Source organism: Chromobacterium sp. IRSSSOUMB001 (assembly GCF_023507765.1).
GTDB lineage: Bacteria > Pseudomonadota > Gammaproteobacteria > Burkholderiales > Chromobacteriaceae > Chromobacterium > Chromobacterium haemolyticum.
In genome coordinates, this window is sequence record NZ_JALCYU010000016.1 from 38,029 (window position 1) to 61,118 (window position 23,090).

Here is a 23,090-nt window from a genome sequence, read left to right on the forward strand (position 1 = left end):
GTCTGGAGCTTTCTTGCTTTCAGATGGCTGCGCGATGACCCAAAACCACCCCAAGCTGCCGGTAGACCCGTATTACGAGGGCGTGCCGGAATATATGACCCAGGTATACGACTGGGCTTACGTCAACCCGCGCAAGGCCGGCTGGCTGGATCGCAACCTGGTTGTGCGCGTGTTGCTGTTCTTCAACGATCAAAGACTGATGCGCGCCTATCTTGAGCAGATCCGGCCCGGCGACAAGGTGTGGCAGGTAGCCCATGTCTACGGCGACCTGGTGCAGCGGGCCGCGGACCGGGCGGGCCAGGACGGGCGCTTCGTGCTCACCGACATCACCCCGGTGCAGATAGAACACGCCGAGCGCAAGCTGCGCGATCGTCCTCAAGCCGCGGTGGTGCGCGCCAACGCCGGCAATTACCGGCTGGAATCCGACGATTTCAACTTGATTTGCAGCTTCTTCCTGCTGCACGAGGTGCCGGATCATCTGAAGCGCGCCATCGTCGACAATATGCTGTCGCAAGTGCCGCCCGGCGGCCGCGCGGTCTTCGTCGACTACCATAGGCCCAAGCCGTGGCAACCGATAGGCTGGCTGCTTAAATGGGTGAACCGCGCGCTGGAGCCGTTCGCCGAGGCGCTGTGGAATCATGAGATCCGCGACTATGCGCAAGAGGCCGACGGTTTCGACTGGAGCAAGCGCACCTTGTTCGGCGGGGTGTATCAGGTGACGACGGCTAAGAGGAAGCCTTGAGGGCGCGCCGTACTTGACGTTACACGGGCTTACAAGCGACTAACAGACCCGGGAAGGGGGCAGGGCTAGGATACGTCTCAAGGAAGCGCCGAATCCGGCGCGATTGATCGGTGAACGGGAGCCCAGGCTCCCAAGCCTGAAACTGGAGATGCATCATGAACAAACTGACTCTGCTTGCCCTGACCGCCGCTTTCGGCCTGAGCTCCGCCGCTGGTTTCGCCGCCGAAACCGCCAAGCCGGCCGCTTCCGCTCCGGTAGCCAAAATGGCTCCGGCCGCCAAGAAAGTTGAAAAGCACCCGGCCAAGATCCACCACGCCAAGAAAGGCGAAAAGGTAGCCGCTTCCGCTCCAGCGCAAAAAGCACAGGCCGCCAAGGCTGAAGCCTCCTCTCCGGCCAAGAAGCACGCCGCTAAGAAGCCGCATGCGAAGAAGGCCGCTTCCGCCGCCGCTCAGAAAGCCCAGGCCGCCAAGGCCGAAGCTTCCGCTCCGGCCAAGAAGCACGCCGCTAAAAAGCCGCACGCCAAGCACGCCAAGAAAGTAGCTTCCGCTCCGGCTCAAAAAGCCCAGGCCGCCAAGGCCGAAGCTTCCGCACCGGCTAAGAAGGTCGAGAAGAAAGCCGCTCACAAGAAGCACGCCGGCAAGGCCAAGAAGGCCGCTGCATCGGCTGCCAAATAAACCGGACTTCGCGTCTGGCTCGCTAAAAAAACAGGCCCCTCAGGGAGGCTAAGACTCAAAGGAGGCTTCGGCCTCCTTTTTCTTTGTGAACGGGACCGCCGGCGGGACAGGCGCGCCCGGTGGCCTTATGCTGTTACACTCGAGTGGTTCGATGCCGGTCGCATGCTCCGGCCTTGAAACCGCTTTCGTTCATTTCGCGCTTAAGGAGCTTCCATGTTAGCCGCCCCGCAAGTTTCAGCCTTCCTGCCGCCGCGCCGCATTCTGATGGGACCGGGTCCGTCCGACGTTTATCCGGAAGTGCTGGCCGCTCAGGCCCGCCCCACCGTCGGCCATCTGGACCCGCTGTTCGTCGGCATGATGGACGAGGTGAAAAGTCTGCTGCAATACGCGTTCCAAACTGCAAATCCGATGACAGTGGCGCTGTCTGCGCCGGGCTCCGCCGGCATGGAGGCCTGCTTCGTCAACCTGGTTGAGCCGGGCGAGAAAGTCATCGTTTGTCGCAACGGCGTGTTCGGCGAGCGCATGCGCCAGAATGTAGTGCGGCTGGGCGCGGTGCCGGTATTGGTGGACAGCCCCTGGGGCCAGCCGGTGGACCCGGACGCGGTGGAGAGCGCGCTGAAAGCCAATCCGGATGCTCGTTTCCTGGCTTTTGTCCACGCCGAAACCTCCACCGGCGCGCTGTCCGACGCCAAGACGCTGTGCGCGCTGGCCAAGAGCCACGGCTGCCTGAGCATCGTCGACGCGGTGACTTCGCTGGGCGGGGTGGAGCTGCGGGTGGACGAATGGGGCGTGGACGCGGTGTATTCCGGCAGCCAGAAGTGTTTGTCCTGCGTGCCTGGGCTGTCGCCGCTGTCGTTCTCGCCGGCGGCGGTGGACAAGCTGCAGGCGCGGCAAAGCCCGGTGCCTAGCTGGTTCCTGGACCAGACCCTGGTGATGGCCTACTGGGGCGGCGGCAAGCGCAGCTACCATCACACCGCGCCGGTGAACGCCTTGTACGCGTTGCATGAGTCGTTGCGTCAGTTGGCCGGCGAGGGGCTGGAGGCAGCCTGGCAGCGCCATCGCGATATGCATCTGATTCTGCGCGACGGCTTGGAAAAGTTGGGGCTGAAGTTTGTGGTGGACGCCGCGGCGCGGCTGCCGCAGTTGAACGCGGTCTATATTCCCGAAGGCATAGACGACGCCGCCGCGCGCAATCGTTTGTTGCAGGAGTACAACCTGGAGATAGGCGGCGGCCTGGGTGATTTCGCCGGCAAGGCCTGGCGCATCGGCCTGATGGGTTACGGCGCGCGCCGCGAGAACGTGGCCTTGTGTCTGAAAGCGCTGGAGAGCGTGCTGAAGTAAGCGCCGGCCCGCCATTGGAATAGAAAAACGCCATCCGTGAAGGATGGCGTTTTTATTGCGGCGGCGGTCTGGCGCCGGCTTATTTTTCGACGAAGGCGCGTTCGATCGCGTAGTCGGCCGGTTCGCCCATGCGCGGCGATTCCTTGAAGCCCATGCCGTTCAGGATCTCGCACAGGTCGTGCAGCATGGACGGGCTGCCGCAGATCAGCGCGCGGTCGTGTTCCGGGTTCATTTGCGGCAGGCCGATGTCGGCGCACAGTTTGCCGCTGGTGATCAGATCGGTCAGTCGGCCCTGATTGCGGAACGGTTCGCGAGTCACGGTCGGATAGTAGATCAGTTTTTCGCGCACCATCTCGCCGAAGAATTCGTTTTCCGGCAGTTCTTTGGTGATGTAGTCGTGGTAGCCCAGCTCGCTGACCCAGCGCACGCCGTGGGTCAAAATCACTTTGTCGTAACGCTCGTACACGTCCGGATCTTTGATGATGGACATGAAGGGGGCGAGGCCGGTGCCGGTGGACAGCAGGTAGAGATTCTTGCCGGGCAGCAGATTGTCCTGCACCAGGGTGCCGGTGGGCTTCTTGCTGATCATCACGGTGTCGCCCACCTTCAGGTGCTGCAGGCGGGAGGTCAGCGGACCGTCCTGAACCTTGATGCTGTAGAACTCCATGTGTTCTTCGTAGTTGGAGCTAACGATGGAGTAGGCGCGCATCAGCGGCTTGCCGTTGACTTCCAGACCTATCATCACGAACTGGCCGTTGATGAAGCGCAGGCCGGCGTCGCGGGTGCAGGTGAAGCTGAACAGGGTGTCGTTCCAGTGATGGACGGACAGGACCTTTTCGGAGGTCAGGTTGGGAGAGGACATAAGGTTTGCTGCTCGCTAATTTATGAAGTAGAAGCTCGAAAAGTATTGGGGCCGATTTTAACCGGTTTGTCGCTTCGCCGCTCGCTCTTGCTGGGAAAATCCGGAGCAATCGGCGTTAAATTCAATTGGAACAGCATGTTAACCGACATTGCGGACGTAGCTGAACGATTGTTTTCTGATGTGTTTATCGCTGAGCGTTATTTGCCGATTCGCCATAACGAAAGAGGGCGTCACCATGGCGGGACGCCCTCTCAGACAACATACGGAGAAATACTGTGCGCTTTACCCTTGCTGGCTTCACTACCACTACTACTGCCGCAAGGCCGTTACCAAAGAGCGGGCTGTCGAAGACAGCTCAATGACGTTGCCGTGTTGAGGCGGAGCCATCATCATGACGGGCTGCCGCGCATGTGTCCTTGATGGACATCACAGAAAGACCAACCGCTTCTTTCTTATTTGGCAAATCGACAAACGGTAATTTCAAGTTTGCTAACTCTGAATTTGGCGGACCGGCCGGGCCGGGACTGCTGATGCTCCGTCTTGGAGGCTGGCTTGGCGTTGCGGACTGTGCCGATTTGGCTGGCCGTGGTTATTGGCCGATGCTCAACGCGTGTATCACTGGATGGCCGCCGGCATTCTGCCGTGAAAGCATTCGGAACCCTCCCTGTCGTGTTGACCATTCCACTATAAGACTCTGCCGCGCCCAATGCAAGAGGGGTTCAGCCGGCCTTTGGGTCTGGCAGCGGGGCGGCCAGCGCCAGCCGCGCGGGGCGCAAATGTTGTTCGAACTGGCGGCTGGCGGCCTGCCAGGAATAACGTTCCGCGACGGCGCGAACATGGCCGCGGTCCAGCTCCAGCGCCTTGAGGCAGGCGGCGCGCAGATCCGCGTCCAGCACGCCGGCGCCGCTGTCGCCCACTACGTCCAGAGGGCCTGCCACTGGATAGGCGGCCACCGGCGTGCCGCAGGCCATCGCCTCCAGCAGCACCAGGCCGAAGGTGTCGGTCAGGCTGGGGAACACGAAGACGTCGGCTGCGCGGTAGAAACGCGCCAGCTCATGCTGGGGAAAGATGCCGGCAAAGTGGACGTCCTGATATTGCTGTTTCAGCCGCGCCAGTTGTGGGCCGTCGCCCACCACCCATTTGCTGCCCGGCAAGTCCAGCTTGAGGAAGGCTTCGATGTTCTTTTCCACCGCCACCCGGCCGATGTAGACGAAGCGCGGCGGCGCGGTGCCGTCCAGCCGATCGCGCGGGCCGGGGCTGAACAGCGCGGTGTCCACGCCGCGGCTCCACAGCTTGACGTTGCGGAAGCCGCGGGCGGTCAAATCGTCGGCGATGGATTGGGTGGGCACCATCACGCAATGGGCGGCGTTGTGGAAGCGGCGCATCCAGGTGTAACTGACCGCCAGCGGCAGCCGGCAGCGGGCGTGCACGTATTCCGGAAAGCGAGTGTGGTAGGCGGTGGAGAAGGCCAGGCCGTGGCGCAGGCAATAGCGGCGAGCGGCCAGGCCCAGCGGTCCCTCGGTGGCGATGTGGACGGCGTCCGGGGCGAAGGCGGCGATGCGCGCAGCCACTTTGCTGTAGGGGAACAGCGACAGCCGGATGTCGGGGTAAGTGGGGCAGGGCAGAGTGCGAAAGGCCTGCGGGGTGATCATTTCCACCTGGTGTCCGAAGCCGGCCAGTTCACGGGCGGTTTCGGTCAGCGAGCGGACCACGCCGTTGACCTGGGGCAGCCAGGCGTCGGTGACGATCAGGATGCGCATGTCGGTTCCTTGTGGTCGGCTTGCGCCGCTTGGGGTTGCGGCGCGGCGGCTGGCTGGCCCAGCTGGGTCCAGTACAGCACTTCCAGCCGTCCGTCGGGGTGTTCCACCAGCGCGGACAGGCTTTCCACCCAGTCGCCGCTGTTGCCGTAGAGGATGCCGTCGATATCGCGTACCTCGGCCTTGTGGATATGGCCGCAGATCACGCCGTCGAAGCCGCGCCGGCGCGCTTCTCCGGCGAGAATGGTTTCGAAGTTGCTGATGAAGTTGACCGCGTTTTTGACCTTGTGTTTCAGGTATTGCGACAGCGACCAGTACGGCAGGCCCAGTTTCAGCCGCGCCCAGTTGAAGCCGCGGTTCAGTTCCAGGATCAGGGTGTATAGGGTGTCGCCGACGTAGGCCAGCCATTTGGCGTATTGAATCACGCCGTCGAACTCGTCGCCGTGCAGGATCAGCAGCCGCTTGCCGTCGGCGGTGCGGTGCTCGGCCTCCTGGCGGATGGCGATGCCGCCGAAGTCCAGTCCGGCGTATTGGCGCGCCGCCTCGTCGTGGTTGCCGGGCACGTAGATCACCTTGGTGCCCTTGCGAGCCTTGCGCAGCACTTTCTGTACCACATCGTTGTGGCTTTGTTTCCAGTACCAGGATTTTTTCAGTTGCCAGCCGTCGACGATGTCGCCGACCAGGTACAGGTATTCGGATTCGTGGAAACGCAGGAAATCCAGCAGGTGGTCGGCGCGGCAGCCGGAGGTGCCGAGGTGGACGTCGGAAATCCAGATCGCGCGCAGTTGTCGGGCGCTGTCGGGGGCGGGGTCTGGCTGCATGGCGGCTCCGTCGGCCTGTGGACTGCTGGCGATGCTGCCAGCGGCAGGTGACAGCCGCGTGAGATTTCAGTGACGAGGCGATGAAATTTCTTGAGCGCAGCCTTTAAGATTGTCTTAAGCGCAGGCTGCTGCAATCAAGGTTTTGCGGCGGGCGCTTGTTACGGCGGCGAGAGCGCGCTAGGCTGCCGGGACCTTGAACGCCCGGCGGCGGGGAGACGGATATGCGGGTTTTGGTGGTGGAGGACGACGCTCAGATCGGCGACGGGTTGAAGATGGGCCTGGAGCAGCTGGGTTTCGTCGCGGATTGGTTTCGCGACGGCAAGCAGGGCCTGGCGGCGCTTGGCGCCGCGCCTTACGACGCGGTGGTGCTGGACCTGGGGCTGCCAGGCATGGACGGCATGGATATCTTGTCCGCCTGGCGGCGCGGCGGCCAGGATGTGCCGGTGCTGGTGTTGACCGCGCGCGACGCGCTGGCAGACCGCGTGGGCGGCCTGGACGCCGGCGCCGACGATTACTTGGTCAAGCCGTTCGCGCTGACGGAGGTGGCGGCGCGGCTGCGCGCGCTCCATCGTCGCCGCCACGGCCAGAGTCATCCGGAATGGCGGCATGGCCGTCTCTGTCTGGACCCGGTGGCGCGCGCGGCCACGCTGGACGGCGCGCCGCTTGAGTTGACCGCGCGCGAGCTGGCGCTGCTTGAGCTGCTGCTCAGCCATAAGGGACGGGTGCTGCCGCGCGAGCTGATCGAGGACAAGCTCTACGGTTGGGGCCAGGAGCTGGAAAGCAACGCGGTGGAGGTGCATGTGCATCATTTGCGCAAGAAGCTGGGCAGCGCCTTCATCCGCACGCTGCGCGGCGTCGGCTATACCTTGGGAGATCCGGCATGAGAGGACCGCGCAGCTTGCAGGCGCGGCTATTGCTGCTGCTGTTGTTGATTGTGCCGGTGATCTGGCTGGTGGCTTCCGCCACCGCGGCCTGGTTGGCGCATGAGGAGGTGGACGAGCTGTTCGACACCCAGATGGGCCAGTTCGCCCGGCAGCTGCTGCTGGTGGATGTCGGCGACGAGGAGGTGATCGATCTGCCCAAGCTCAAGCATCTGCTCAAGCACGCGGACAAGGGGCAGTTGGACAACGACGATTTCGGCCTGGCGGTATGGGACCGCCACGGCCGGTTGCTGCTCAGCGACGGCCGCGGCCGTCGTTTCGATTTCGAGCCGGAACGGCGCGGCTTCTACGATTACCGCGGTAAGGACAGCGATCACGACTGGCGGCTGATTTACCTGGCGGCGCCGGACGGTTCGCGGCTGGTGGCGGTGGGGCAGAAGCAGGGCTTGCGACACGACATGGTGCTGAAGGTGGTGTCCGCCCAACTGCTGCCGTGGCTGCTGGGTCTGCCTGTGATGCTGTTGCTGATCCTGCTGGCGGTGCGCCGCGAACTGGGGCCGCTCAAGCGCCTGGCCGCCGGCCTCGCCCAGCGCGCGCCGGACGACAGCGAGCCGGTGTCGCGCGAGGTGCCGAGGGAAGTGATGCCGTTGGTGGACGCGCTCAACGCCTTGTTCGCTCGCATTGCCTCCACGCTGGAACATGAGCGCCGCTTCACCGCCGACGCCGCGCACGAGCTGCGCACGCCGCTGGCGGCGCTGAAAGTGCAGGCCGAGGTGTTGGAGCTGTTGCCGGACGAGGGACGGCGCAAGCATGCGCTGCGGCAGCTGATGTTGGGCATAGACCGCGCCACGAGGCTGGTGGAGCAGTTGCTGGCGCTGTCGCGGCTGGATCCGCTTAGCCGGCCGGGACAGGGGCAGCCCATCGCCTGGGCGACGCTGGCGGAGCGCTTGCTGGCGGAGATGGCGGCGGAGGCTGCGCTCAAGGGGGTGAAGCTGGAGACGGAATGGCGTTGCGTGCCGGAGCGGGCCTTGCCCTTGAGCGGCGACGAAACCCTGGTGGGGCTGATGCTGCGCAATCTGCTGGAGAACGCCATCCGCTACGGCGCCGAGGGCGGCGAGGCGCGGTTGGTGCTGGCCGAGGACGCGGTCAGCGTGCTGGACCGCGGCCCGGGCGTGGCGGCGGAATGGCTGGCACGGATACGCGAGCGCTTCTTCCGGCCGCCGGGCCAGGACGTGGCCGGCAGCGGGCTGGGCCTGTCCATCGTCGAGCGGGTGGCGGAGCTGCACGGCTTGAGCTTGAGCCTGGCCAACCGCGAGGGCGGCGGGCTGGAAGCCGGCTTGAGGCGGCGCTGAGACTGCGGCAATTCGCCGCATGGGAGCGCCTGGCGAATCCGGCTATGCTGGCTGTGCTGGCCCTGACGCAGCCAGCGTTCTACATTTGGTTGCGGCCCGCCGGTTTCGGCGGGCTTTCTTTTTGCCTAGTCGGGTCGGGACGGCGCGCCAAAGCGCATCAGCCAGAACAGCGCGTTGCAGACGCCGCCGGCCATCGCGCCAAGGTAGAGGTTCATCAGGTCGTTGTACAGCAGCGGCTCGGCCAGCCTGGCGTAGACGAAGGTAACCGCGCTGCCGCTGAAGGCGCCGGGCAGGAAGGCGACCAAGGCCAATAGCCAGCGCGGCCATCCCTGCTGCCAGCCAGCGATGGGACGGGCCAGCAACATGCGCAGCAGGCAGAGCAGCAGACCGAATCCCAGCGCCGGGATCGCACCCATCAAATAAGCCATCATCGGCACCACGCCGCTGGCCAGCAAGGCCACCAGCGGGCCGAGCAGGATGAACAGGGTCAGGCCGCAAGCGAGGATTTTCAGATAGGGCGTTTTCATCCGGCGGGGAGAGGGCGGTGGCAAAAGGCCTCCAGCCTAGCAGACTGGAGGCACGGCGGCGAGAGGGCGAGGAATCAGAACTGTAATTGCACGCGGCCCCACACCGTACGGCCGGGCTCGTTGACCTGCAGGCTGCGGTCGTAACCGGCCACCATCGCGCCGCCCTTGCTGACGCTTTCGGCGTAGGCCTTGTTGAACAGGTTGTCCACGCCGAACAGCAGTTTTGCGTGTTTGTTCAAGCGCAGGCCGCCGTCCAGCGATACCACGCCGAAGCCCGGCGTCGCGCCGATATCGGTGCCGACGATATTGCCCTGGCCCGGCGCCACGCGGTCCTGGCGCTGCACGCCTCGCACGGTCAGGCCGGCCGCGTATTTGCCGTTGTCCCATTTCAGCGCCGCCTTGGCGTCCAGCGGCGGAGTCTGGCCCAGCGGGCGGTTCTCATCGAGGTTGGCGGCCCAGACCCAGGCCAGGCTGCCGGACAGCGTCCATTCCGGCGCAAAGCGCCAGCTGAGGTCGCCTTCGAAACCGTAGCGGCGCGCGTCGATGTTGCGGGCCTTGCCGCCGATTGCGCCGGCCTCGCCTTCCACCAGAATGAAGTTCTGCACGCGGCTGGCGTAGGCGGACAGCGAGCCTTGCAGTTTGTCGTCGCGGTAGAGTAGGCCGGCGTCCAGTTGGCGGTTGGTCTCGCTGTTCAGGCTGGGGCTTTTATTGCGTTCCCAGAAGTCCGGCGCGCGTTCGGCTTGGCCCAGGCCGACGTAGCGGGTCCAACTGCCCGCCGTGTGTTCGTAGCGCAGGAAGCCGGCGTTGAGCTGGTACTGGGTTTCCTGGCGCGCTTGGGCCGGCTTGCCCATGGCCGCGGCCTTGGGCTCGAACACCGCCTGGGTCTGGTCGCGGCGCAGACCGGCAATCAGCTTGCCGCCGGCGCCCAGCGGGTGGCTGGCTTCGGCGTAGACGCCGTGATTGTCGAAGCTTTGGTTGGGCGCGCGCGGCTGGTCCACGTATTGGCCGGCATTGACGCCTTTGCCCATGCGGCTGCGGTGGCGGTCGCTGAGCCAGTCGAACCCGGCGCTCACTTCCCAGTCGCCAAACGCCATGTCGGCGGCCAGGCGGCCGGTGTCGGCGCTGCGGTCCGGGTTCATCGCGGAACGGCTGGCCGGGGCGGTCTGCGGACGCAGGGAGTAGTTGTCCATCACGTGGTCGACATAGCTATGACCCAGTTGCAGCCGCAGCGCGTCCAGCCAACCGCTGAGGTTGCGGCGCTCGGCTTTGAAGCTCCAGGCGTCGCGGTCGAACTTGCTGCCGTCCATGCCTCGGTCCGCGTAGGCGGCCTGGCCGCGGCTGCGGTCCAGAGCCAGTTCCAGCGTGGTGTCCCGGTCCGGAGTCAGTCCGGCGATCAGGGTCTGGCTGTCGCGGTCGAAGCTGGAGTGGACCTTGGCGCCGTTGCCGTCCTTGTAGTCGCCGCCGTGATTGCGGCTGGCGATGGCGCGCACATAGCCCTGGCTGGAGCCGAAGGCGGCGTCGGCGTAGACGTCGTTGCGGTCGGCGTTGCCGCCGGTCAGGCTGCCGTTGAAGCGCACGCCGGCCTCGTCGAAGCGCTTGGTCTTGCGCTCGAAGTTGACGCCGCCGCTGATCAGGCCGGGCCCGAGTTTGACGCTTTGCGGACCCTTGACCACGTTCACTTCGTCATAGGCGTCCGGGTAAAGATAGGCGGTGGGCGGGTCCATGCGGCCGCCGCAGCCGCCGAACACGAAATTGCCGTCGGCGAGAATGGCCAGGCGCGAGCCGCCCAGGCCGCGCAGCAGCGGATCGCCGGAGGCGCCGCCCTTGCGGATGACGTTGAAACCGGGCAAGCCCTTGAGCAAGCCGGCGCCGTCGGCGGACGGCAGCGGCTGGCGCGGCGCGCGCGGGTCCACCGACATTTTCAGCGGCTGTTCCTCCTTGGCGGCGGTGACCAGCACTTCCTCGCCGCGGAATTCCGGCAGCTCCTGGGCAAAGGCGTGGCCGACGGCGAGCGCCAGCGGGATAGGCAGCAAATAGTGTTTTTTAGACATTTTTTAGAAACTAACGTTAACAAATTTGAGGGTGACAATTCTAAATTGCATGATGTCCCGCCCCAATGCGGCAAAGTGTCGCAGCGCCCCTGCTTGCCGCATGGTGATAAAGTGTCGGCCATGATTGCCGGATTCCCTGTTTCCTCTCCGCGGCTGGGCCTGACCGCGGACATCGCGCGCTCGGCGCGGCTGATAGGCTGGCTGCGCTGGCTGATGTTGCTGCTGGGCTCGACGGTGGCCTTGGCCTGCTGGTGGCAGCATGTTTATCTGCCCTGGCCTTTGCTCTCCCAAGCGCTGCTGACGCTGGCCGCGGTCAACGTCTGTCTGCCGTGGTGGCTGCGCCATGGCGGCGACCCCCTGCTGGCTCTGCGCCTGGGACTGGCCGCAGACGTATTGGTGTTGACCGAACTGTTGGCTTTCACCGGCGGCGCGGCCAATCCGCTCGCTTCGCTGTTTCTGCCACCGGTGTTGTTCGCCGCCTTGCTGTCGCCGGGGCTGTTCGCCTGGGCCCTGGCGCTGGCCAGCGTCGCGGCCTACGGCCTGTTGTTCGAGTGGCATCTGTCATGGCCGGTGGACCACGGCAACGCGCTGCATATCTTTTCCATGCATTTGACCGGGATGTGGTTGAGCTTCGCGCTGTCGGCGCTGTTGATCGCCGGCTTCGTATCCTGGCTGGCGCGGCAGCTGGCGTTGAGAGAAGCGGCGCTGGCGACGGCGCGGGAGACCCAGTTGCGCGACGAGCAACTGTTGGCGGTGGGCATGCAGGCGGCCGGAGCCGCCCACTCGCTGTCCACGCCGTTGAACACCATGACTCTGCTGGTGGACGAGTTGCTGGCCACCCGGCAGCGGGACGCCGAGTTGATGGAGGACTTGCGGCTGATGAAGGCGCAACTGGCCAATTGTGGCAGCGCGTTGGCGCGCTTGAAGCTGGGGTCGGAGTCCGCGCCGGGCGAGAGCGGGCTGTTCGCCGCGTTGGCCGAGCGGCTGGCCGGCTGGCGTTCATTGCGGCCGGACGTGCGGCTGGATTGGCAGGCGCCGCAGGGACCGGACCCGCTGGTGGCGCTGGACCCGGCGTTCTGGCCGGCGTTTTTCAATCTGATCAACAACGCGGCCGAGGCCGGCGGCGGAGAACTGACGGTGGCGGCGCGGCTGGAGCAGGGGGCCTTGCTGCTAGACATCGTCAACCACCAAGGCTGTTTGACCGACCAGCAGCTGGAGCGCGCCGGTCTGACCCCGTTGCCGTCCGACAAGCCGGTGGGCATGGGGCTGGGCGTGATGCTGAGCCACGCCACGCTGGCGCGGCTGGGCGGTTCGCTGCGCTTGCTGAACCGGCCGGAGGGCGGCGTGCATGCGCAGGTGCGCCTGCCCTTGCTGGTGGATGATAAGGACGGAGCCTGATGCTGGATTTTCTTTTGGTGGACGACGACGAAGCCTTTGTCGCCATTTTGGCGCGCTCGCTTAGCCGGCGCGGTTTTAAGGTGGCGGCGGCTCAGACCTCCGAGCAAGCTTTGGAACTGGCCGGCGAAGCGCCGGCGCGCATCGTGCTGGACTTGAATCTGGACGGCGACAGCGGGCTGCGCTTGCTGCCGGCGCTGCATGCCGCCTGTCCGCACAGCGCCATTCTGATCCTGACCGGCTACGCCAGCATCGCCACCGCGGTGGAGGCCACCAAGCTGGGCGCGGTGCAATACCTGGCCAAGCCGGCGACGGTGGATGAAATCCTGGCGGCTTTCGAGCAACAGCGGGCCAATCCGGAACTGCCTCTTACACCGCAACCGATGTCGCTGCGACGGGTGACCTGGGAGCATCTACAACGGGTGCTTAGCGAGAACGACGGCAATATCTCCGCCACCGCGCGCGCCTTGAACATGCACCGTCGCACTTTGCAACGGATGCTGGCGAAGAAACCGGTGAAGAGTTGAATGCGGGCCTGTTGCATTGCTACAGCGTCTTCCGACCGCCGGCAATTGGCTGGATGCGGACTGTAGCGGTCTTTGTTCTTCAATTACCGGGCAATGACGGGGGTATAAATCCGGCTTGGCCACGCCATCAGAAAAATTGATTGGAGCGTCCACTCTAGCCGCCGTATGGTGAATGTCCATAACCATGCCAATGGAGGGGACAACCATGCTTCGCGGACAGATGATGGACCGGCCTTTGCTGATTTCCGACTTGCTGCGCCACGCCGAAACCTATCACGGCGACACGCCCATCGTGTCGCGCACCGTGGAGGGGCCCATCCATCGCTACACCTATCGCGAAGCGGCGCGGCGCGCGCGCCAGCTGGCCAACGCGCTGGCGGCGCTGGGCGTGCGCCAGGGCGATTGCGTGGGTACCCTGGCCTGGAACGGCTACCGCCATTACGAAACCTATTTCGCCGTGTCCGGCTACGGCGCGGTATGCCACACGGTAAACCCGCGGCTGTTCGCGGAGCAGATCGCCTGGATCGTCAACCACGCGGAAGACAAGGTGCTGATGTTCGACCTGAGCTTCCTGCCGCTGGTGGAGCAGATCGCGTCGCAGCTGGGCACGGTGGAAACCTTCGTGTTGATGACGGACAAGGCGCATATGCCGGCGCAGACGCCGCTGGCCAACCTGCTGTGCTACGAAGACCTGGTCAACAGCCACAGCGACCAGTACCAGTGGCCGTTGCTGGACGAAAACGCAGCGTCCAGCCTGTGCTACACCTCCGGCACCACCGGCAACCCCAAGGGCGTGCTGTTCTCGCATCGTTCCACTGTGCTGCACGCCTACGGCAGCGCCTTGCCGGACAGCTTCGACATCTCGGCGCGCGCCTGCGTGATGCCGGTGGTGCCGATGTTCCATGTCAACGCCTGGGGCCTGCCTTACAGTTGCACCATGAACGGCAGCAAGCTGGTGCTGCCGGGGCCCAAGTTGGACGGGGTCAATCTGTACGAACTGATCGAAAGCGAGCAGGTGACCGTGACAGCCGGGGTGCCGACGGTGTGGATGATGCTGTTGCAGCATTGCCAGAAGAACCATCTGAAACTGCATTCCCTGAAGCGGGTGATCGCCGGCGGCTCGGCGGTGCCGGAAAGCATGATCGAACAACTGGCCGAGCACGGCGTGGAAATGCGTCAACTATGGGGCATGACCGAGCTGTCGCCATGCGGCACCACCGGCACGCCCAAGCTCAAGCATGAAGGCCTGGACCAGGCCGGACTCAACGCCTTGCTCAGCAAGCAAGGGCGGCCGATTTACGGCATCGAGCTTCGCATCGTCGACGACGCCGGCAAGCCTCTGCCGCACGACGGCGTGGCCTTCGGGAATTTGCAAGTGCGCGGCCTGTGGGTATTGTCGCAATACTTCCGCCGCGAACTGGACGCCAGCCACAGCGCCGACGGCTGGTTCAACACCGGCGACGTGGTGACCATAGACGCCGATGGTTTCATGCGCATCACCGACCGCACCAAGGACGTGATCAAGTCCGGTGGCGAGTGGATCAGCTCCATCGAACTGGAGAATATCCTGGTGGGCCACCCGGCGGTGGCGGAGGCTGCGGCCATCGGCATTCCGCATCCCAAGTGGGACGAGCGGCCGCTGATGGTGGTGGTGCTCAAGCCCGGCGCCGGGGCCACGGTGGAAGAATTGCTGGGCTTCTACGAAGGCAAGATCGCCAAGTGGTGGACGCCGGACGATGTGGTCTTTGTTGAGGAGTTGCCGCACACCGCCACCGGCAAATTGCAGAAAGTGCGGCTGCGCGAGCAGTTCCGCGATTATCGCTGGCGTTCCTGACGCCGGCGGAGGAATAGGCTGGACTGAATAGAGTAATTACGCTACAGTGGCGGCTGCACTGAAAACCGTATGGTTTTGAGGTGTTAGCCCCTCGAAATGTCGGCCGGTCCGCCGGACGACGTTTCTTCCTCGTGTTGGCCCCTGCCGTTGTCAAACCGCAGGGGGTTTTTTTGCCCGTCGCACCGGCTGGCCATGTCCCTATCCTCCTGCGTTTGATCAAACAAAATCATAATCTGTCACAACTGTACCCATATTTGATATTTATAACGGGTGACTTCCGTTAAACTGGCCGGATATAAATCAACAATAACAATTGGCTGCCAACGGTATGGGGAGTGTCGCCGGCAACGCGCGGCATTGGAGCCATGGTTGTCAATCACGCGAGAAAAAAAGGACTGTTCATGAAATCTCTTCGTAGCCGGCTGATCGCCTTGAACGCGCTATTGATGGCATTGTTCGGGCTGGTGCTCGTCGTCATCGTCTTCGTGCAGATGCGCACGGAAATACTGCAGGGTCTGGACCAGGAGTTCGAGGCCAGCCTTAAGGGGCAAAGCTCGGTGGTGACCACCTGGCTGGGAGAGAAGAAGCAGCAAATCGTCGCGCAAAGCACAATGGCGTCCGAGTCCGACGCCATTCGTTTTCTGAAAACCGGCGCCAAGGCCGGCGGCTTCAACGTGAACTACGCCGGCTACGCCGACGGCCGGTCGCTGTTTTCCGATGACTGGACCGCGCCGGCGGACTACAAGGTAGCCGACCGCGATTGGTACAAGCGCGCGAAGGATAGCGGCCAGGCCGTGGTGACCGACCCGTACCTGGACGAAGCCACCAAGAAACTGACGGTGACCATTTCCGCGCCCTTCAACCACAACGGCGCTTTCGCCGGCGTGGTGGGCGGCGACGTGATGGTGGACGCGCTGGTGAAATCGGTACTGGGCCTGAAGGTGCGCGGCAACGGCTACGCCTTCATCATGGACAAGAAGGGCACGGTGATCGCCCATCCGCAAACCGACCTGGCCTTGAAGCCCATCACCAGCGTGGCGCCGGAACTGACGCCAGAGCGCTTGGCCGACATCGTTAGCCACGACCAGGCGTCGGAAGTGCAGATCGGGGGCCAGGCCATGTTGCTGTCCGCGCAGGAAATCCCCGGCACCAACTGGGTGATGGCCTTGGCGGCGGACCGCGCCACCGTGCTGGCGCCGTTGACCACCTTGCTGTACACCATCGCCGGCCTTACCGCGCTGGTGTTTGTGCTGATGATTCCGTTGGCGAGCCTGGTGATCGGCCGCATGTTGGCCGGTTTGGTGCGCCTGAAAAACGCGATGGAGGACATTTCCCACGGCGAAGGCGATCTGACCTTGCGGTTGAAGGACGACGGCCAGGATGAGATAGCCGCCACCGCGCGCGCCTTCAACACCTTTGTCGCTCAATTGGCCCAGCTGTTCCGCGGCCTGAAGCAGGACGCCGCAGGGGTGGTCAACGGGGTGCAGGACGCCAGTCAGTTGGTGGCCGGCGTGGCGGACAGCTCGCGCCACATTTCGGACGTGTCCTCGTCCAACGCGGCCACGCTGGAGCAGATCACGGTGTCGATCTCCCACATCGCGGACAGCGCGCGCCAGGCGGACGAACTGACCAGCCTGACCGGCGCCAGCCTGGAAGCCAGCGCCAGCAATATGCAGCGCCTGTCCAGCGGTATGGAGGGCACGGTGCAGTCGGTGCGCGGCCTGGAGTCCATGCTGTCCTCGCTGGACAAGCGCTCGCAGGAAATCTCCGGCATCACCAATGTGATTCGCGACATCGCGGACCAGACTAATCTGTTGGCCTTGAACGCGGCGATCGAGGCGGCGCGCGCCGGCGAACAGGGCCGCGGCTTCGCCGTGGTGGCCGACGAAGTGCGCAAGCTGGCCGAGCGCACCGCCCAGGCCACGCTGGAGATATCCAATATGGTCAGCGCGATCCGCGACGAAACGGGCCGCGCGGTCAACGACGTCAACCAGACCGTGGCCGCGGTGGACGAGGGCGTGGAACTGACCCGAGAAGCCGTGGCCAAGATAGAGGAAATCCGCGCCTCCATGCTGGACGTGGTGGCCAAGATGAACGAGATTTCCGATTCCACCAGCGAACAGCACAAGGCGACCACCTTGATCGCGCAAAGCTCGGAGGCGATCAACGGCCATGTGCTGGAAAACGACGACTCCTTGCAGAACGTCAGCAGCACACTGACCGGCTTGTCGCTCAATGCCAGCAAGATGAATGCGGAGTTCAACAAGTTCCGCCTCTAAACAATGTTCATAGTCGGCGGCTGACGCGAGAAACGGCCGGGGAGGTTTGCTCCCCGGCCGTTTTCATGTGTTGCCTATCAGCCGGCTTGCGCATCCAAGCGGCCGCCCAGCCCCAGATCGACCTGCAGGCCGCGGGCGGCTCCGACCAGGAACTCCAACCCGGCTTGCAGTTCGGCGCCGCTGCTGTCGTCCGGCAGCCGCAGCAGCGCCAGCAGCAGCTCGCCGTCAGCGTCCGCCGCCAGCGTGACCCGATTGGCGAAGTTGTGCTGCAACAGGCGCTGCAGCGTGCCGGCATCGGTGGGCAGCGCGCCCAGCGGGCACACCATTTCCAAGCCGGCGGCGCTTTCCTCGAAGTGCACCGCGAAGTCGTCGCCGAAGAACAGCACCGGCTCCTCGTCGTCCAGCGTCAGTCCCAAGGTGTCGTACAAACTGAGCATCAGCGTATTCATCGCGCACCTCCTCAGGATTTGAGCAGGGTGGATAAGCCCTGCGCCTGCTGCCAGGCCGCGACGTCGCCGACACGCCGGGCGTAGGACAGATTGAGCAGCGAGCCGAAGGGTAGCTGCTTCATCACCTTGTTGCCGGGCGCGCCGGTGTTGTAGGCCTGCACTTCCAGATTGCCGCCCTGGGTCAGCACCTTGCCGAACAGCTCGCGCATCTCCGGGTCCAGCGCCACTCCCGGCCGGCTGGGCGCGCGTCCCTGATGCTGGGCAATCGCCTCGCGCTTGATCTCCGCATCCAGCATGCCGGTGCGATCCTTGCCGCTCTTGCAGTTCCAGCACGGCACCGCGCCGATCTCGAAGGCCAGCATCGCTACCCGTTGCGCAGCCTTGTAAGGCTCGCCGCCGTCGCTGCGGTGGGATTGCTTTGCCCAGATTTCCTGAAGCTGCATGGCCATGATTTCGACCTGCTTCTTATTGGCCGGGTTTTGCGCCAGGTAGTCGCCCACCCAGCCGCCTGGGGCTTTACCCGGCTTCAGATCCAGACCCAACAATTGATGCAAGGCTTCGAGGTTGAGCTTGTCGGATTCTTTGTGGCCCATGCCCAGCTTGAGCGCCAGTTCGTTGACGCCGAAATTGAAGGCGGCCACCTCCAGGTTCACCCTGACGGGTTGCAGCTCGCCATCGGCGTTTTTGATTTGCAGCGTTAGCGGTTGCGGCGCCGATGTCAAAGCGCGCCAGGCGCCGATCTGGTCGCGCAGCATGCCGCTTTCGCCGCCCAGACCCGGCGTCACCAGCGCGGTGGAGGTCAGCCGCAGGGTGACGGTGTCGCCGGCCAGCGCTTGTTGCAGCTTGTCGGGCTGTGAGAACAGCGCGGCGGTGGCGACTTCGGTCGCGCGCTGGCGGGCGCCGTCCTGGCGCAGCGTGGCGTCTTCCACGCCGTAAGGTGACAGAATGCCGTGGCGGATGCCTTTGAACAGGGTCTGGCCGGCATCGTCCTTCAGTTCGGACTGCCACAGATTGGCCGCGTGGCGGGTTTCGGTGGTGGACGCGGAGCAGACGCCGTGGTCGTGGTAGCGGTTGGGGAAGATGTCGCCGGAGGCGCTCAGCTTCATCTGGCCGGCCGGGGTCAGGGTGCAGCTGTAGCCGCGCTCATTGTGTTGCACCTGGGTTGCCACCGTCTGCCACGGGCGCTGGTTCAACAAGCGGGTGCTGGCCTCTTGTAAGGCGAACTTGGCGGCGTGGCGGGCCTGCTTGGCTGAATGGCCGAGCCGCATCAAGGCGCTGGCAACCAACTCTTTTACCTGAAGTTGCTGTTGCAAGCAGGCATCCATTTCCTGTCGTTGCGCGGTGAGCCCCATCGAGATGGGAACCGCGGGCAATTGTTGCTTCATAGCCCGCAGGGCACTGGTTTCGGGGCTGTTACGACATCCTAAGTCGCTTAGGAGCTGGATGGCGGTATTCAACCTGTGGGTTTGCAGCGTGTACAAGCCATGCAGTGAGCGCGAGGACGCCTGCGAGGCTTGTGCATGCTGGCTCAGGTGGCTGAGCCAGCCGCCGGCGGGTTCCACGCGTTGGATGCCGGCGGCGTTGAGTTTGCGCGGCGCCGGCGCACTGCCGGCAACGGGAGCGGACTGGGCTTGGGGGGCGGCTTGGGCGTTATTGCCGTGCATCCAGTGAGAGGGGCGTAGTGCTTGGAGGAAATTCAGGCGGAGCATGATAAAGGACATTTCATCAAGAAGAGATGCTGGTTACTATGCGGGAGACGATATTCCGCTGATTTCAAAAAGCGCTTATCGGGACGACGCCGGCCAGGCGCGTTCCGGGCGCCGACAATTTATGACTGAATCGACTTCCGACGCCCTGCGCGCAGGCGCCTTGCTGGCCGCCGGCGACCTGCACGGCGCGCTGCTGGCCGCGCAAAGCGGCTTGCAGGCCCAGGCAGACAACGCAGAATTGTGGAACCTGCTGGGCGTGTGCGCCGTGCGGCTGGAGCAACTGGCGATGGCCGAGCAGTGTTGGCGCCAGGCGCTGCAATGCGATCCGCGGACTCCGGACGCGCATTACAATCTGGGCCGCTGTCTGATGGCGCAGGGCCAGCTGGCGCAGGCGGAGGCGCATTACCGCGCGGAACTGGCGCAACGCCCGGAGCACGCCGCCTGCCAAGGCAATCTGGGGGTGTTGTTGGAGGAGGCGGGGCGGCTGGATGAGGCCGAGGCCCAATATCGGCAGGCCTTGCGCTTGCGGCCGCAGTCCGCCGCTCATTGTTTCAACCTAGGCCGTTTATTGTATCGGCAGCAACCGGAAGAGGCCGAGGACTGGCTGCGCCGGGCATTGGCCTGCGCGCCGGACGATGTCGACGCGCTCAATCTGCTGGGACAGCTGCTGGCGGAGCGCGGCGAGCGGGGCGAGGCGGAAACGCTGTTGCGCCGGGCGTTGGCGCTGGAGGCGAGCCATGCCGGCGCGCTGACCAATCTGGGTTTGCTGTTACAGGCTCAGCGGCGTTGGGCCGAGGCGGAAGCCTGCTTGAGCGCGGCGGCGGAGCGAACACCGGAACAGGCGCAGGTGCTGGGCAATCTGGCCTTATGCTTATGGCGCCAAGGGCGCAGCGCTGAGGCGGAGCCGCTGGCGCGCCGGGCCTTGACGCTGGAACCGGCTGGCGCGGAAGCGCATCAGCAATTGGCGCTGGCTCTGGCGCAGCAAGGCGCTTGGGATGAGGCCGAGGCGACGTTGCGCGCCGGGTTGGACGCTCAGCCGCTGCACGCCGGGCTGCGTCGCAATCTGGGCTATCTGCTGCTGACCCTGCGGCGCTGGGGAGAAGGCTGGCCCTTGCACGAGGCCCGGCTGGAAACCGCGCCGTCTCCGGCTTTGATGTCGCCGCGCTGGCGCGGCGAGGCATTGACCGGACGTCGTCTGCTGCTGTGGTTCGAGCAGGGCTACGGCGACGCCTTGCAGATGGCGCGTTACTTGCCGCCGCTGTTGCAGCGTTCGCCAGGGAGCGTGGTCGCCGCCTGCCGGCCGGCCTTGCTGCCCTTGTTGGCGGCTCAGGGCTGGCCAGTGGAGTGCTTGTCGATCTCCGACCTGGGCGGGCCGTGGCCCGAGCACGATTGTCATGTATTTTCGATGAGCTTGCCCGGTTTGTTGCAACCGGAGCCGATGCCGGAGCCGGCGTATCTGCGCGCCGACTCAGCCGGCCGCGCCGCCTGGCGCGCGCGCTTGCCGGCCGGCGGATGCAAAGTGGGGCTGGTGTGGCGCGGCAGACCGGAGCATGAATTCGACCATTGCCGCTCTTTGCCGGATCTGGAAACGCTGAATCCGTTGCTGACAGCGCCAGGGATCACCTGGCTGGCCTTGCAGCCGGAGTTGAACGAGACGGAGCGCGACTGGCTGCGCGCGCGCGGCGTGGAGGCACTGGGAGATGAACTGACGGACTTCGCCGCCAGCGCCGCCTTGCTGGCGGAATTGGACGGGCTGGTGACGGTGGACACCGCCTTCGGCCACCTGGCCGGCGCCTTGGGACTGCCCTGCGCCTTGTTGCTGTCGGCCGATCACACCGACTGGCGCTGGGGGCTGGACAGCGAAACCACGCCCTGGTACCCGGAGCATCGCTTGTTCCGCCAAAGCGAGCCGGGCGATTGGACCGAGCCGTTGGCGCGGGTCCTGTCGGCGGGTTTCGGCGCTAGCGCCTGAGCCGGCGGCTTACAGCCATTTGCCCGGATTCATCAAGCGCTCCGGGTCCAGCGCGGCTTTGAGCGTGCGCATCAACTCCAGCGCCAGCGGGTTCTTGTAGCGTTCCAGCCATTGCGGTTTGAGCTGGCCTATGCCGTGTTCGGCCGCCAGCGTGCCGCCCAGCCGGTAGACGTGGTCGTAGACTATGGCGTTGACCGCGGGCTCGTCGTCGAACAGATCGACGTTGCCGGGCCGGGTGTAGCTGATGTTGTAATGCAAATTGCCGTCGCCGGCGTGACCAAAGGCGACGATGCGCACGCCGGGGTAAGCCTGGCGCAGGGCGGCGCCGCAGTCGCGCACCAGTTGCGGCAAGGCCGAGGTGGGCACTGCGATGTCGTGCTTGATGCTGGGGCCGTCTTGTTTCTGGATTTCCGAAATCTCCTCGCGCAGCAGCCACAGCTTGCGTCGCTCGGCCTCGCTTTGCGCCACCACCCCGTCGCGCGGGGTCTGCCCGGCCAGCCAGTCCAGCAGAGCCTCGTTCAGCGCGGAGTCGTCGCCGCCATCGGACAACTCGATCAACAGCAGCCACGGCGCGGTGAACGGCAACTGGCCGGGCCGGTGGCGTGCTATCGCTTGTTGGCAATCGGCCTCGATCACCTCGAAGGCGGTGAGGCGGTCGTCGAAGCGTTGGCGCAGGCCGTTGAGCCAGCGAATGGCGGTTTCGATGTCGTCGACGCCGATCAGCGCCGTGGCGCGGGCGCTGGGCAGCGGGAACAGCTTGAGCGTGGCGGCGGTGATCAGGCCCAGTTGTCCCTCTGCGCCGATGAACCATTGCTTCAGATCCAGGCCGGTGGTGTCTTTGCGCAGGCCGGCCAGCGCGTCCAGCACCCGGCCGTCCGGCAGTACCACTTCCAGGCCCAGCGTCAGTTCGCGCATGGTGCCGTAGCGCAGCACCGCCACGCCGCCGGCGTTGGTGGACAGGTTGCCGCCGATCTGGCAACTGCCTTCCGAGGCCAGCGACAGAGGAAACAGCCGGCCGGCCTGCTCCGCCGCCAGTTGCACTTCGCGTAGGGTGGCGCCGGCCTCCACGGTGATGGCGTTGTTGTCCGCGTCCAGCCTGCGCACGGCGCGCAGGCGCCGCATCGTCACCACCAATTGGCGGCCGCTGGCGTCAGGCGTGGCCGCGCCGCAGGTGGAGGTGTTGCCGCCTTGCGGCACGATGGCCACCTGATGGCGGCGGCAGAGCTTGACCAGCTCGGCGGCCTCGGCTGTGCTGCCGGGCAGCGCCACCGCCAGCGGGAGGCCTTGGTAGCGGCGGCGCCAGTCCAGGGTGTAGGGCGCGGTGTCGGCGGCGTCGGTCAGCAGATGGGCCGGGCCAATCAGAGCCGCGACGGCCTGGAGAAAATCGCGCATGTCAGAAAGGGCCTCCGGCTGCGCGCAGCAGGTCGGGCAAGCCGTCGTGGTCGCCCAAGGGCCGCTCCGGCGCGTCGCTCCAGTGCAGAGGGCCGATGGCGGCGTTGCGCGCCGGGTGCAGCGGGTAGTGCACCTGGTTGTCGGCGCGGTTGACGTCGCCGACGCAGAGCAGGCGCACGGGCTGCGCGGTGTTGTTGATGAAGGTGTGAGCCAGGCCGGTGCCGGCCTTGAAGCCGACTGAATCGCCCGGCCGCAGCCGGTGCAGCGCGCCGTCCAGCCAGACGTCGGGCTCGCCCTCCAGCACATGGACGAATTCATCCTCGGTTTTTTCGGCGTGCGGCCAACTGGTGCGCTGGCCCGGCGCCAAGAGTTCGTGATGGATGCCCAGCCGGGCGAAACCGTAATGCTTGCCCAGCGCCGCACCCCGCGCCAGCGGCTCCCGGCTGTCGGGGTAGCTTTGGGAGTCGGCTTCGATCAACTCGCTCCAGTGTCGGATGCAATCGGGACGGGGGGACATGGCGGGGC

General features: G+C 65.0%; 19 protein-coding genes. 10 read left to right on the plus strand and 9 right to left on the minus strand.

What is annotated here, in order from left to right:
- Positions 1-34 precede the first annotated feature (34 nt).
- From rquA to MOV80_RS19175, 3 genes are all read left to right on the plus strand, one after another.
- Complete coding sequence (rquA, locus tag MOV80_RS19165; RefSeq protein WP_019104209.1) at positions 35-742, plus strand: rhodoquinone biosynthesis methyltransferase RquA; 708 nt, start codon at positions 35-37, stop codon at positions 740-742.
- Between the two features lie 155 nt (positions 743-897).
- Entirely contained in the window at positions 898-1,416 is a 519-nt protein-coding gene (locus MOV80_RS19170) for an acid shock protein (RefSeq protein ID WP_161524307.1), read from the plus strand.
- A 213-nt stretch (positions 1,417-1,629) separates the two neighbouring features.
- Complete coding sequence (locus tag MOV80_RS19175; RefSeq protein ID WP_249605400.1) at positions 1,630-2,757, plus strand: alanine--glyoxylate aminotransferase family protein; 1,128 nt, start codon at positions 1,630-1,632, stop codon at positions 2,755-2,757.
- Between the two features lie 79 nt (positions 2,758-2,836).
- Here the strand turns inward: MOV80_RS19175 and MOV80_RS19180 are convergent, their stop codons facing one another.
- The 3 genes from MOV80_RS19180 to MOV80_RS19190 all read right to left on the minus strand — a co-directional run bounded on the left by MOV80_RS19180 (position 2,837) and on the right by MOV80_RS19190 (position 6,197).
- Positions 2,837-3,619, minus strand: a complete 783-nt coding sequence (locus MOV80_RS19180) for a ferredoxin--NADP reductase (RefSeq protein ID WP_019104206.1) — start codon at positions 3,617-3,619, stop codon at positions 2,837-2,839.
- Between the two features lie 719 nt (positions 3,620-4,338).
- Positions 4,339-5,379 carry a glycosyltransferase family 1 protein gene (locus tag MOV80_RS19185; protein ID WP_249605401.1) on the minus strand — a complete coding sequence of 347 codons (1,041 nt, stop codon included), beginning with the start codon at positions 5,377-5,379 and terminating at the stop codon, positions 4,339-4,341.
- Positions 5,367-6,197, minus strand: coding sequence for a UDP-2,3-diacylglucosamine diphosphatase (locus MOV80_RS19190; protein WP_118268352.1), 831 nt, complete (start codon positions 6,195-6,197; stop codon positions 5,367-5,369). The genes MOV80_RS19185 and MOV80_RS19190 overlap by 13 nt, the downstream gene beginning before the upstream one ends.
- A 221-nt stretch (positions 6,198-6,418) precedes the next feature.
- On the opposite strand from MOV80_RS19190, the gene MOV80_RS19195 reads away from it, so the two are divergent.
- Together MOV80_RS19195 and MOV80_RS19200 are read left to right on the plus strand one after the other, a co-directional pair.
- On the plus strand, positions 6,419-7,081 hold the full coding sequence (locus MOV80_RS19195; protein ID WP_019104203.1) for a response regulator: 663 nt from the start codon (positions 6,419-6,421) through the stop codon (positions 7,079-7,081).
- Entirely contained in the window at positions 7,078-8,430 is a 1,353-nt protein-coding gene (locus MOV80_RS19200; protein WP_081575138.1) for an ATP-binding protein, read from the plus strand. Before MOV80_RS19195 ends, MOV80_RS19200 begins: the two co-directional genes overlap by 4 nt.
- A 125-nt stretch (positions 8,431-8,555) precedes the next feature.
- Here the strand turns inward: MOV80_RS19200 and MOV80_RS19205 are convergent, their stop codons facing one another.
- Both MOV80_RS19205 and MOV80_RS19210 read right to left on the minus strand, forming a co-directional pair.
- Positions 8,556-8,981, minus strand: a complete 426-nt coding sequence (locus tag MOV80_RS19205) for a hypothetical protein (RefSeq protein ID WP_143330345.1) — start codon at positions 8,979-8,981, stop codon at positions 8,556-8,558.
- Positions 8,982-9,031: 50 nt separating this feature from the next.
- Positions 9,032-11,008, minus strand: a complete 1,977-nt coding sequence (locus MOV80_RS19210; protein WP_249605402.1) for a TonB-dependent copper receptor — start codon at positions 11,006-11,008, stop codon at positions 9,032-9,034.
- Positions 11,009-11,128: 120 nt separating this feature from the next.
- Between MOV80_RS19210 and MOV80_RS19215 the strand changes: the two genes are divergently transcribed.
- From MOV80_RS19215 to MOV80_RS19230, 4 genes are all read left to right on the plus strand, one after another.
- Complete coding sequence (locus MOV80_RS19215; protein WP_043589859.1) at positions 11,129-12,406, plus strand: ATP-binding protein; 1,278 nt, start codon at positions 11,129-11,131, stop codon at positions 12,404-12,406.
- A complete protein-coding gene (locus tag MOV80_RS19220; RefSeq protein WP_019104198.1) occupies positions 12,406-12,930 on the plus strand; it encodes a response regulator in 525 nt (174 codons plus the stop codon). Before MOV80_RS19215 ends, MOV80_RS19220 begins: the two co-directional genes overlap by 1 nt.
- Before the next feature lie 205 nt (positions 12,931-13,135).
- Complete coding sequence (locus tag MOV80_RS19225; RefSeq protein WP_081950259.1) at positions 13,136-14,764, plus strand: 3-(methylthio)propionyl-CoA ligase; 1,629 nt, start codon at positions 13,136-13,138, stop codon at positions 14,762-14,764.
- Positions 14,765-15,165: 401 nt separating this feature from the next.
- Entirely contained in the window at positions 15,166-17,043 is a 1,878-nt protein-coding gene (locus tag MOV80_RS19230) for a methyl-accepting chemotaxis protein (protein ID WP_107732898.1), read from the plus strand.
- 77 nt (positions 17,044-17,120) lie between these two features.
- Here MOV80_RS19230 and MOV80_RS19235 read toward each other — a convergent pair whose 3' ends face one another.
- Both MOV80_RS19235 and MOV80_RS19240 read right to left on the minus strand, forming a co-directional pair.
- Positions 17,121-17,492: a CesT family type III secretion system chaperone gene (locus tag MOV80_RS19235; protein ID WP_019104498.1), complete on the minus strand. Its 372-nt coding sequence runs from the start codon at positions 17,490-17,492 to the stop codon at positions 17,121-17,123.
- An 11-nt stretch (positions 17,493-17,503) separates the two neighbouring features.
- Positions 17,504-19,201: an inositol phosphate phosphatase SopB gene (locus MOV80_RS19240; protein ID WP_198001607.1), complete on the minus strand. Its 1,698-nt coding sequence runs from the start codon at positions 19,199-19,201 to the stop codon at positions 17,504-17,506.
- A gap of 121 nt (positions 19,202-19,322) precedes the next feature.
- Between MOV80_RS19240 and MOV80_RS19245 the strand changes: the two genes are divergently transcribed.
- The gene (locus tag MOV80_RS19245; protein WP_043589865.1) at positions 19,323-21,173 is read left to right on the plus strand and encodes a tetratricopeptide repeat protein; all 1,851 of its coding nucleotides are present in this window, start codon (positions 19,323-19,325) and stop codon (positions 21,171-21,173) included.
- Positions 21,174-21,182: 9 nt separating this feature from the next.
- Here MOV80_RS19245 and MOV80_RS19250 read toward each other — a convergent pair whose 3' ends face one another.
- Together MOV80_RS19250 and MOV80_RS19255 are read right to left on the minus strand one after the other, a co-directional pair.
- Complete coding sequence (locus tag MOV80_RS19250) at positions 21,183-22,565, minus strand: FAD-binding oxidoreductase (RefSeq protein WP_249605403.1); 1,383 nt, start codon at positions 22,563-22,565, stop codon at positions 21,183-21,185.
- A gap of 1 nt (position 22,566) precedes the next feature.
- The gene (locus tag MOV80_RS19255; protein ID WP_043589867.1) at positions 22,567-23,082 is read right to left on the minus strand and encodes a cupin domain-containing protein; all 516 of its coding nucleotides are present in this window, start codon (positions 23,080-23,082) and stop codon (positions 22,567-22,569) included.
- Positions 23,083-23,090 lie beyond the last annotated feature (8 nt).

Bases quoted from the DNA above. Each gene is read 5' to 3' on its own strand.
- rquA (WP_019104209.1), top strand. From the start codon at position 35: ATGACCCAAAACCACCCCAAGCTGCCGGTAGACCCGTATTACGAGGGC.
- MOV80_RS19170 (WP_161524307.1), top strand. From the start codon at position 898: ATGAACAAACTGACTCTGCTTGCCCTGACCGCCGCTTTCGGCCTGAGC.
- MOV80_RS19175 (WP_249605400.1), top strand. From the start codon at position 1,630: ATGTTAGCCGCCCCGCAAGTTTCAGCCTTCCTGCCGCCGCGCCGCATT.
- MOV80_RS19180 (WP_019104206.1), bottom strand. From the start codon at position 3,619: ATGTCCTCTCCCAACCTGACCTCCGAAAAGGTCCTGTCCGTCCATCAC.
- MOV80_RS19185 (WP_249605401.1), bottom strand. From the start codon at position 5,379: ATGCGCATCCTGATCGTCACCGACGCCTGGCTGCCCCAGGTCAACGGC.
- MOV80_RS19190 (WP_118268352.1), bottom strand. From the start codon at position 6,197: ATGCAGCCAGACCCCGCCCCCGACAGCGCCCGACAACTGCGCGCGATC.
- MOV80_RS19195 (WP_019104203.1), top strand. From the start codon at position 6,419: ATGCGGGTTTTGGTGGTGGAGGACGACGCTCAGATCGGCGACGGGTTG.
- MOV80_RS19200 (WP_081575138.1), top strand. From the start codon at position 7,078: ATGAGAGGACCGCGCAGCTTGCAGGCGCGGCTATTGCTGCTGCTGTTG.
- MOV80_RS19210 (WP_249605402.1), bottom strand. From the start codon at position 11,008: ATGTCTAAAAAACACTATTTGCTGCCTATCCCGCTGGCGCTCGCCGTC.
- MOV80_RS19215 (WP_043589859.1), top strand. From the start codon at position 11,129: ATGATTGCCGGATTCCCTGTTTCCTCTCCGCGGCTGGGCCTGACCGCG.
- MOV80_RS19220 (WP_019104198.1), top strand. From the start codon at position 12,406: ATGCTGGATTTTCTTTTGGTGGACGACGACGAAGCCTTTGTCGCCATT.
- MOV80_RS19225 (WP_081950259.1), top strand. From the start codon at position 13,136: ATGCTTCGCGGACAGATGATGGACCGGCCTTTGCTGATTTCCGACTTG.
- MOV80_RS19230 (WP_107732898.1), top strand. From the start codon at position 15,166: ATGAAATCTCTTCGTAGCCGGCTGATCGCCTTGAACGCGCTATTGATG.
- MOV80_RS19235 (WP_019104498.1), bottom strand. From the start codon at position 17,492: ATGAATACGCTGATGCTCAGTTTGTACGACACCTTGGGACTGACGCTG.
- MOV80_RS19240 (WP_198001607.1), bottom strand. From the start codon at position 19,201: ATGCTCCGCCTGAATTTCCTCCAAGCACTACGCCCCTCTCACTGGATG.
- MOV80_RS19245 (WP_043589865.1), top strand. From the start codon at position 19,323: ATGACTGAATCGACTTCCGACGCCCTGCGCGCAGGCGCCTTGCTGGCC.
- MOV80_RS19250 (WP_249605403.1), bottom strand. From the start codon at position 22,565: ATGCGCGATTTTCTCCAGGCCGTCGCGGCTCTGATTGGCCCGGCCCAT.
- MOV80_RS19255 (WP_043589867.1), bottom strand. From the start codon at position 23,082: ATGTCCCCCCGTCCCGATTGCATCCGACACTGGAGCGAGTTGATCGAA.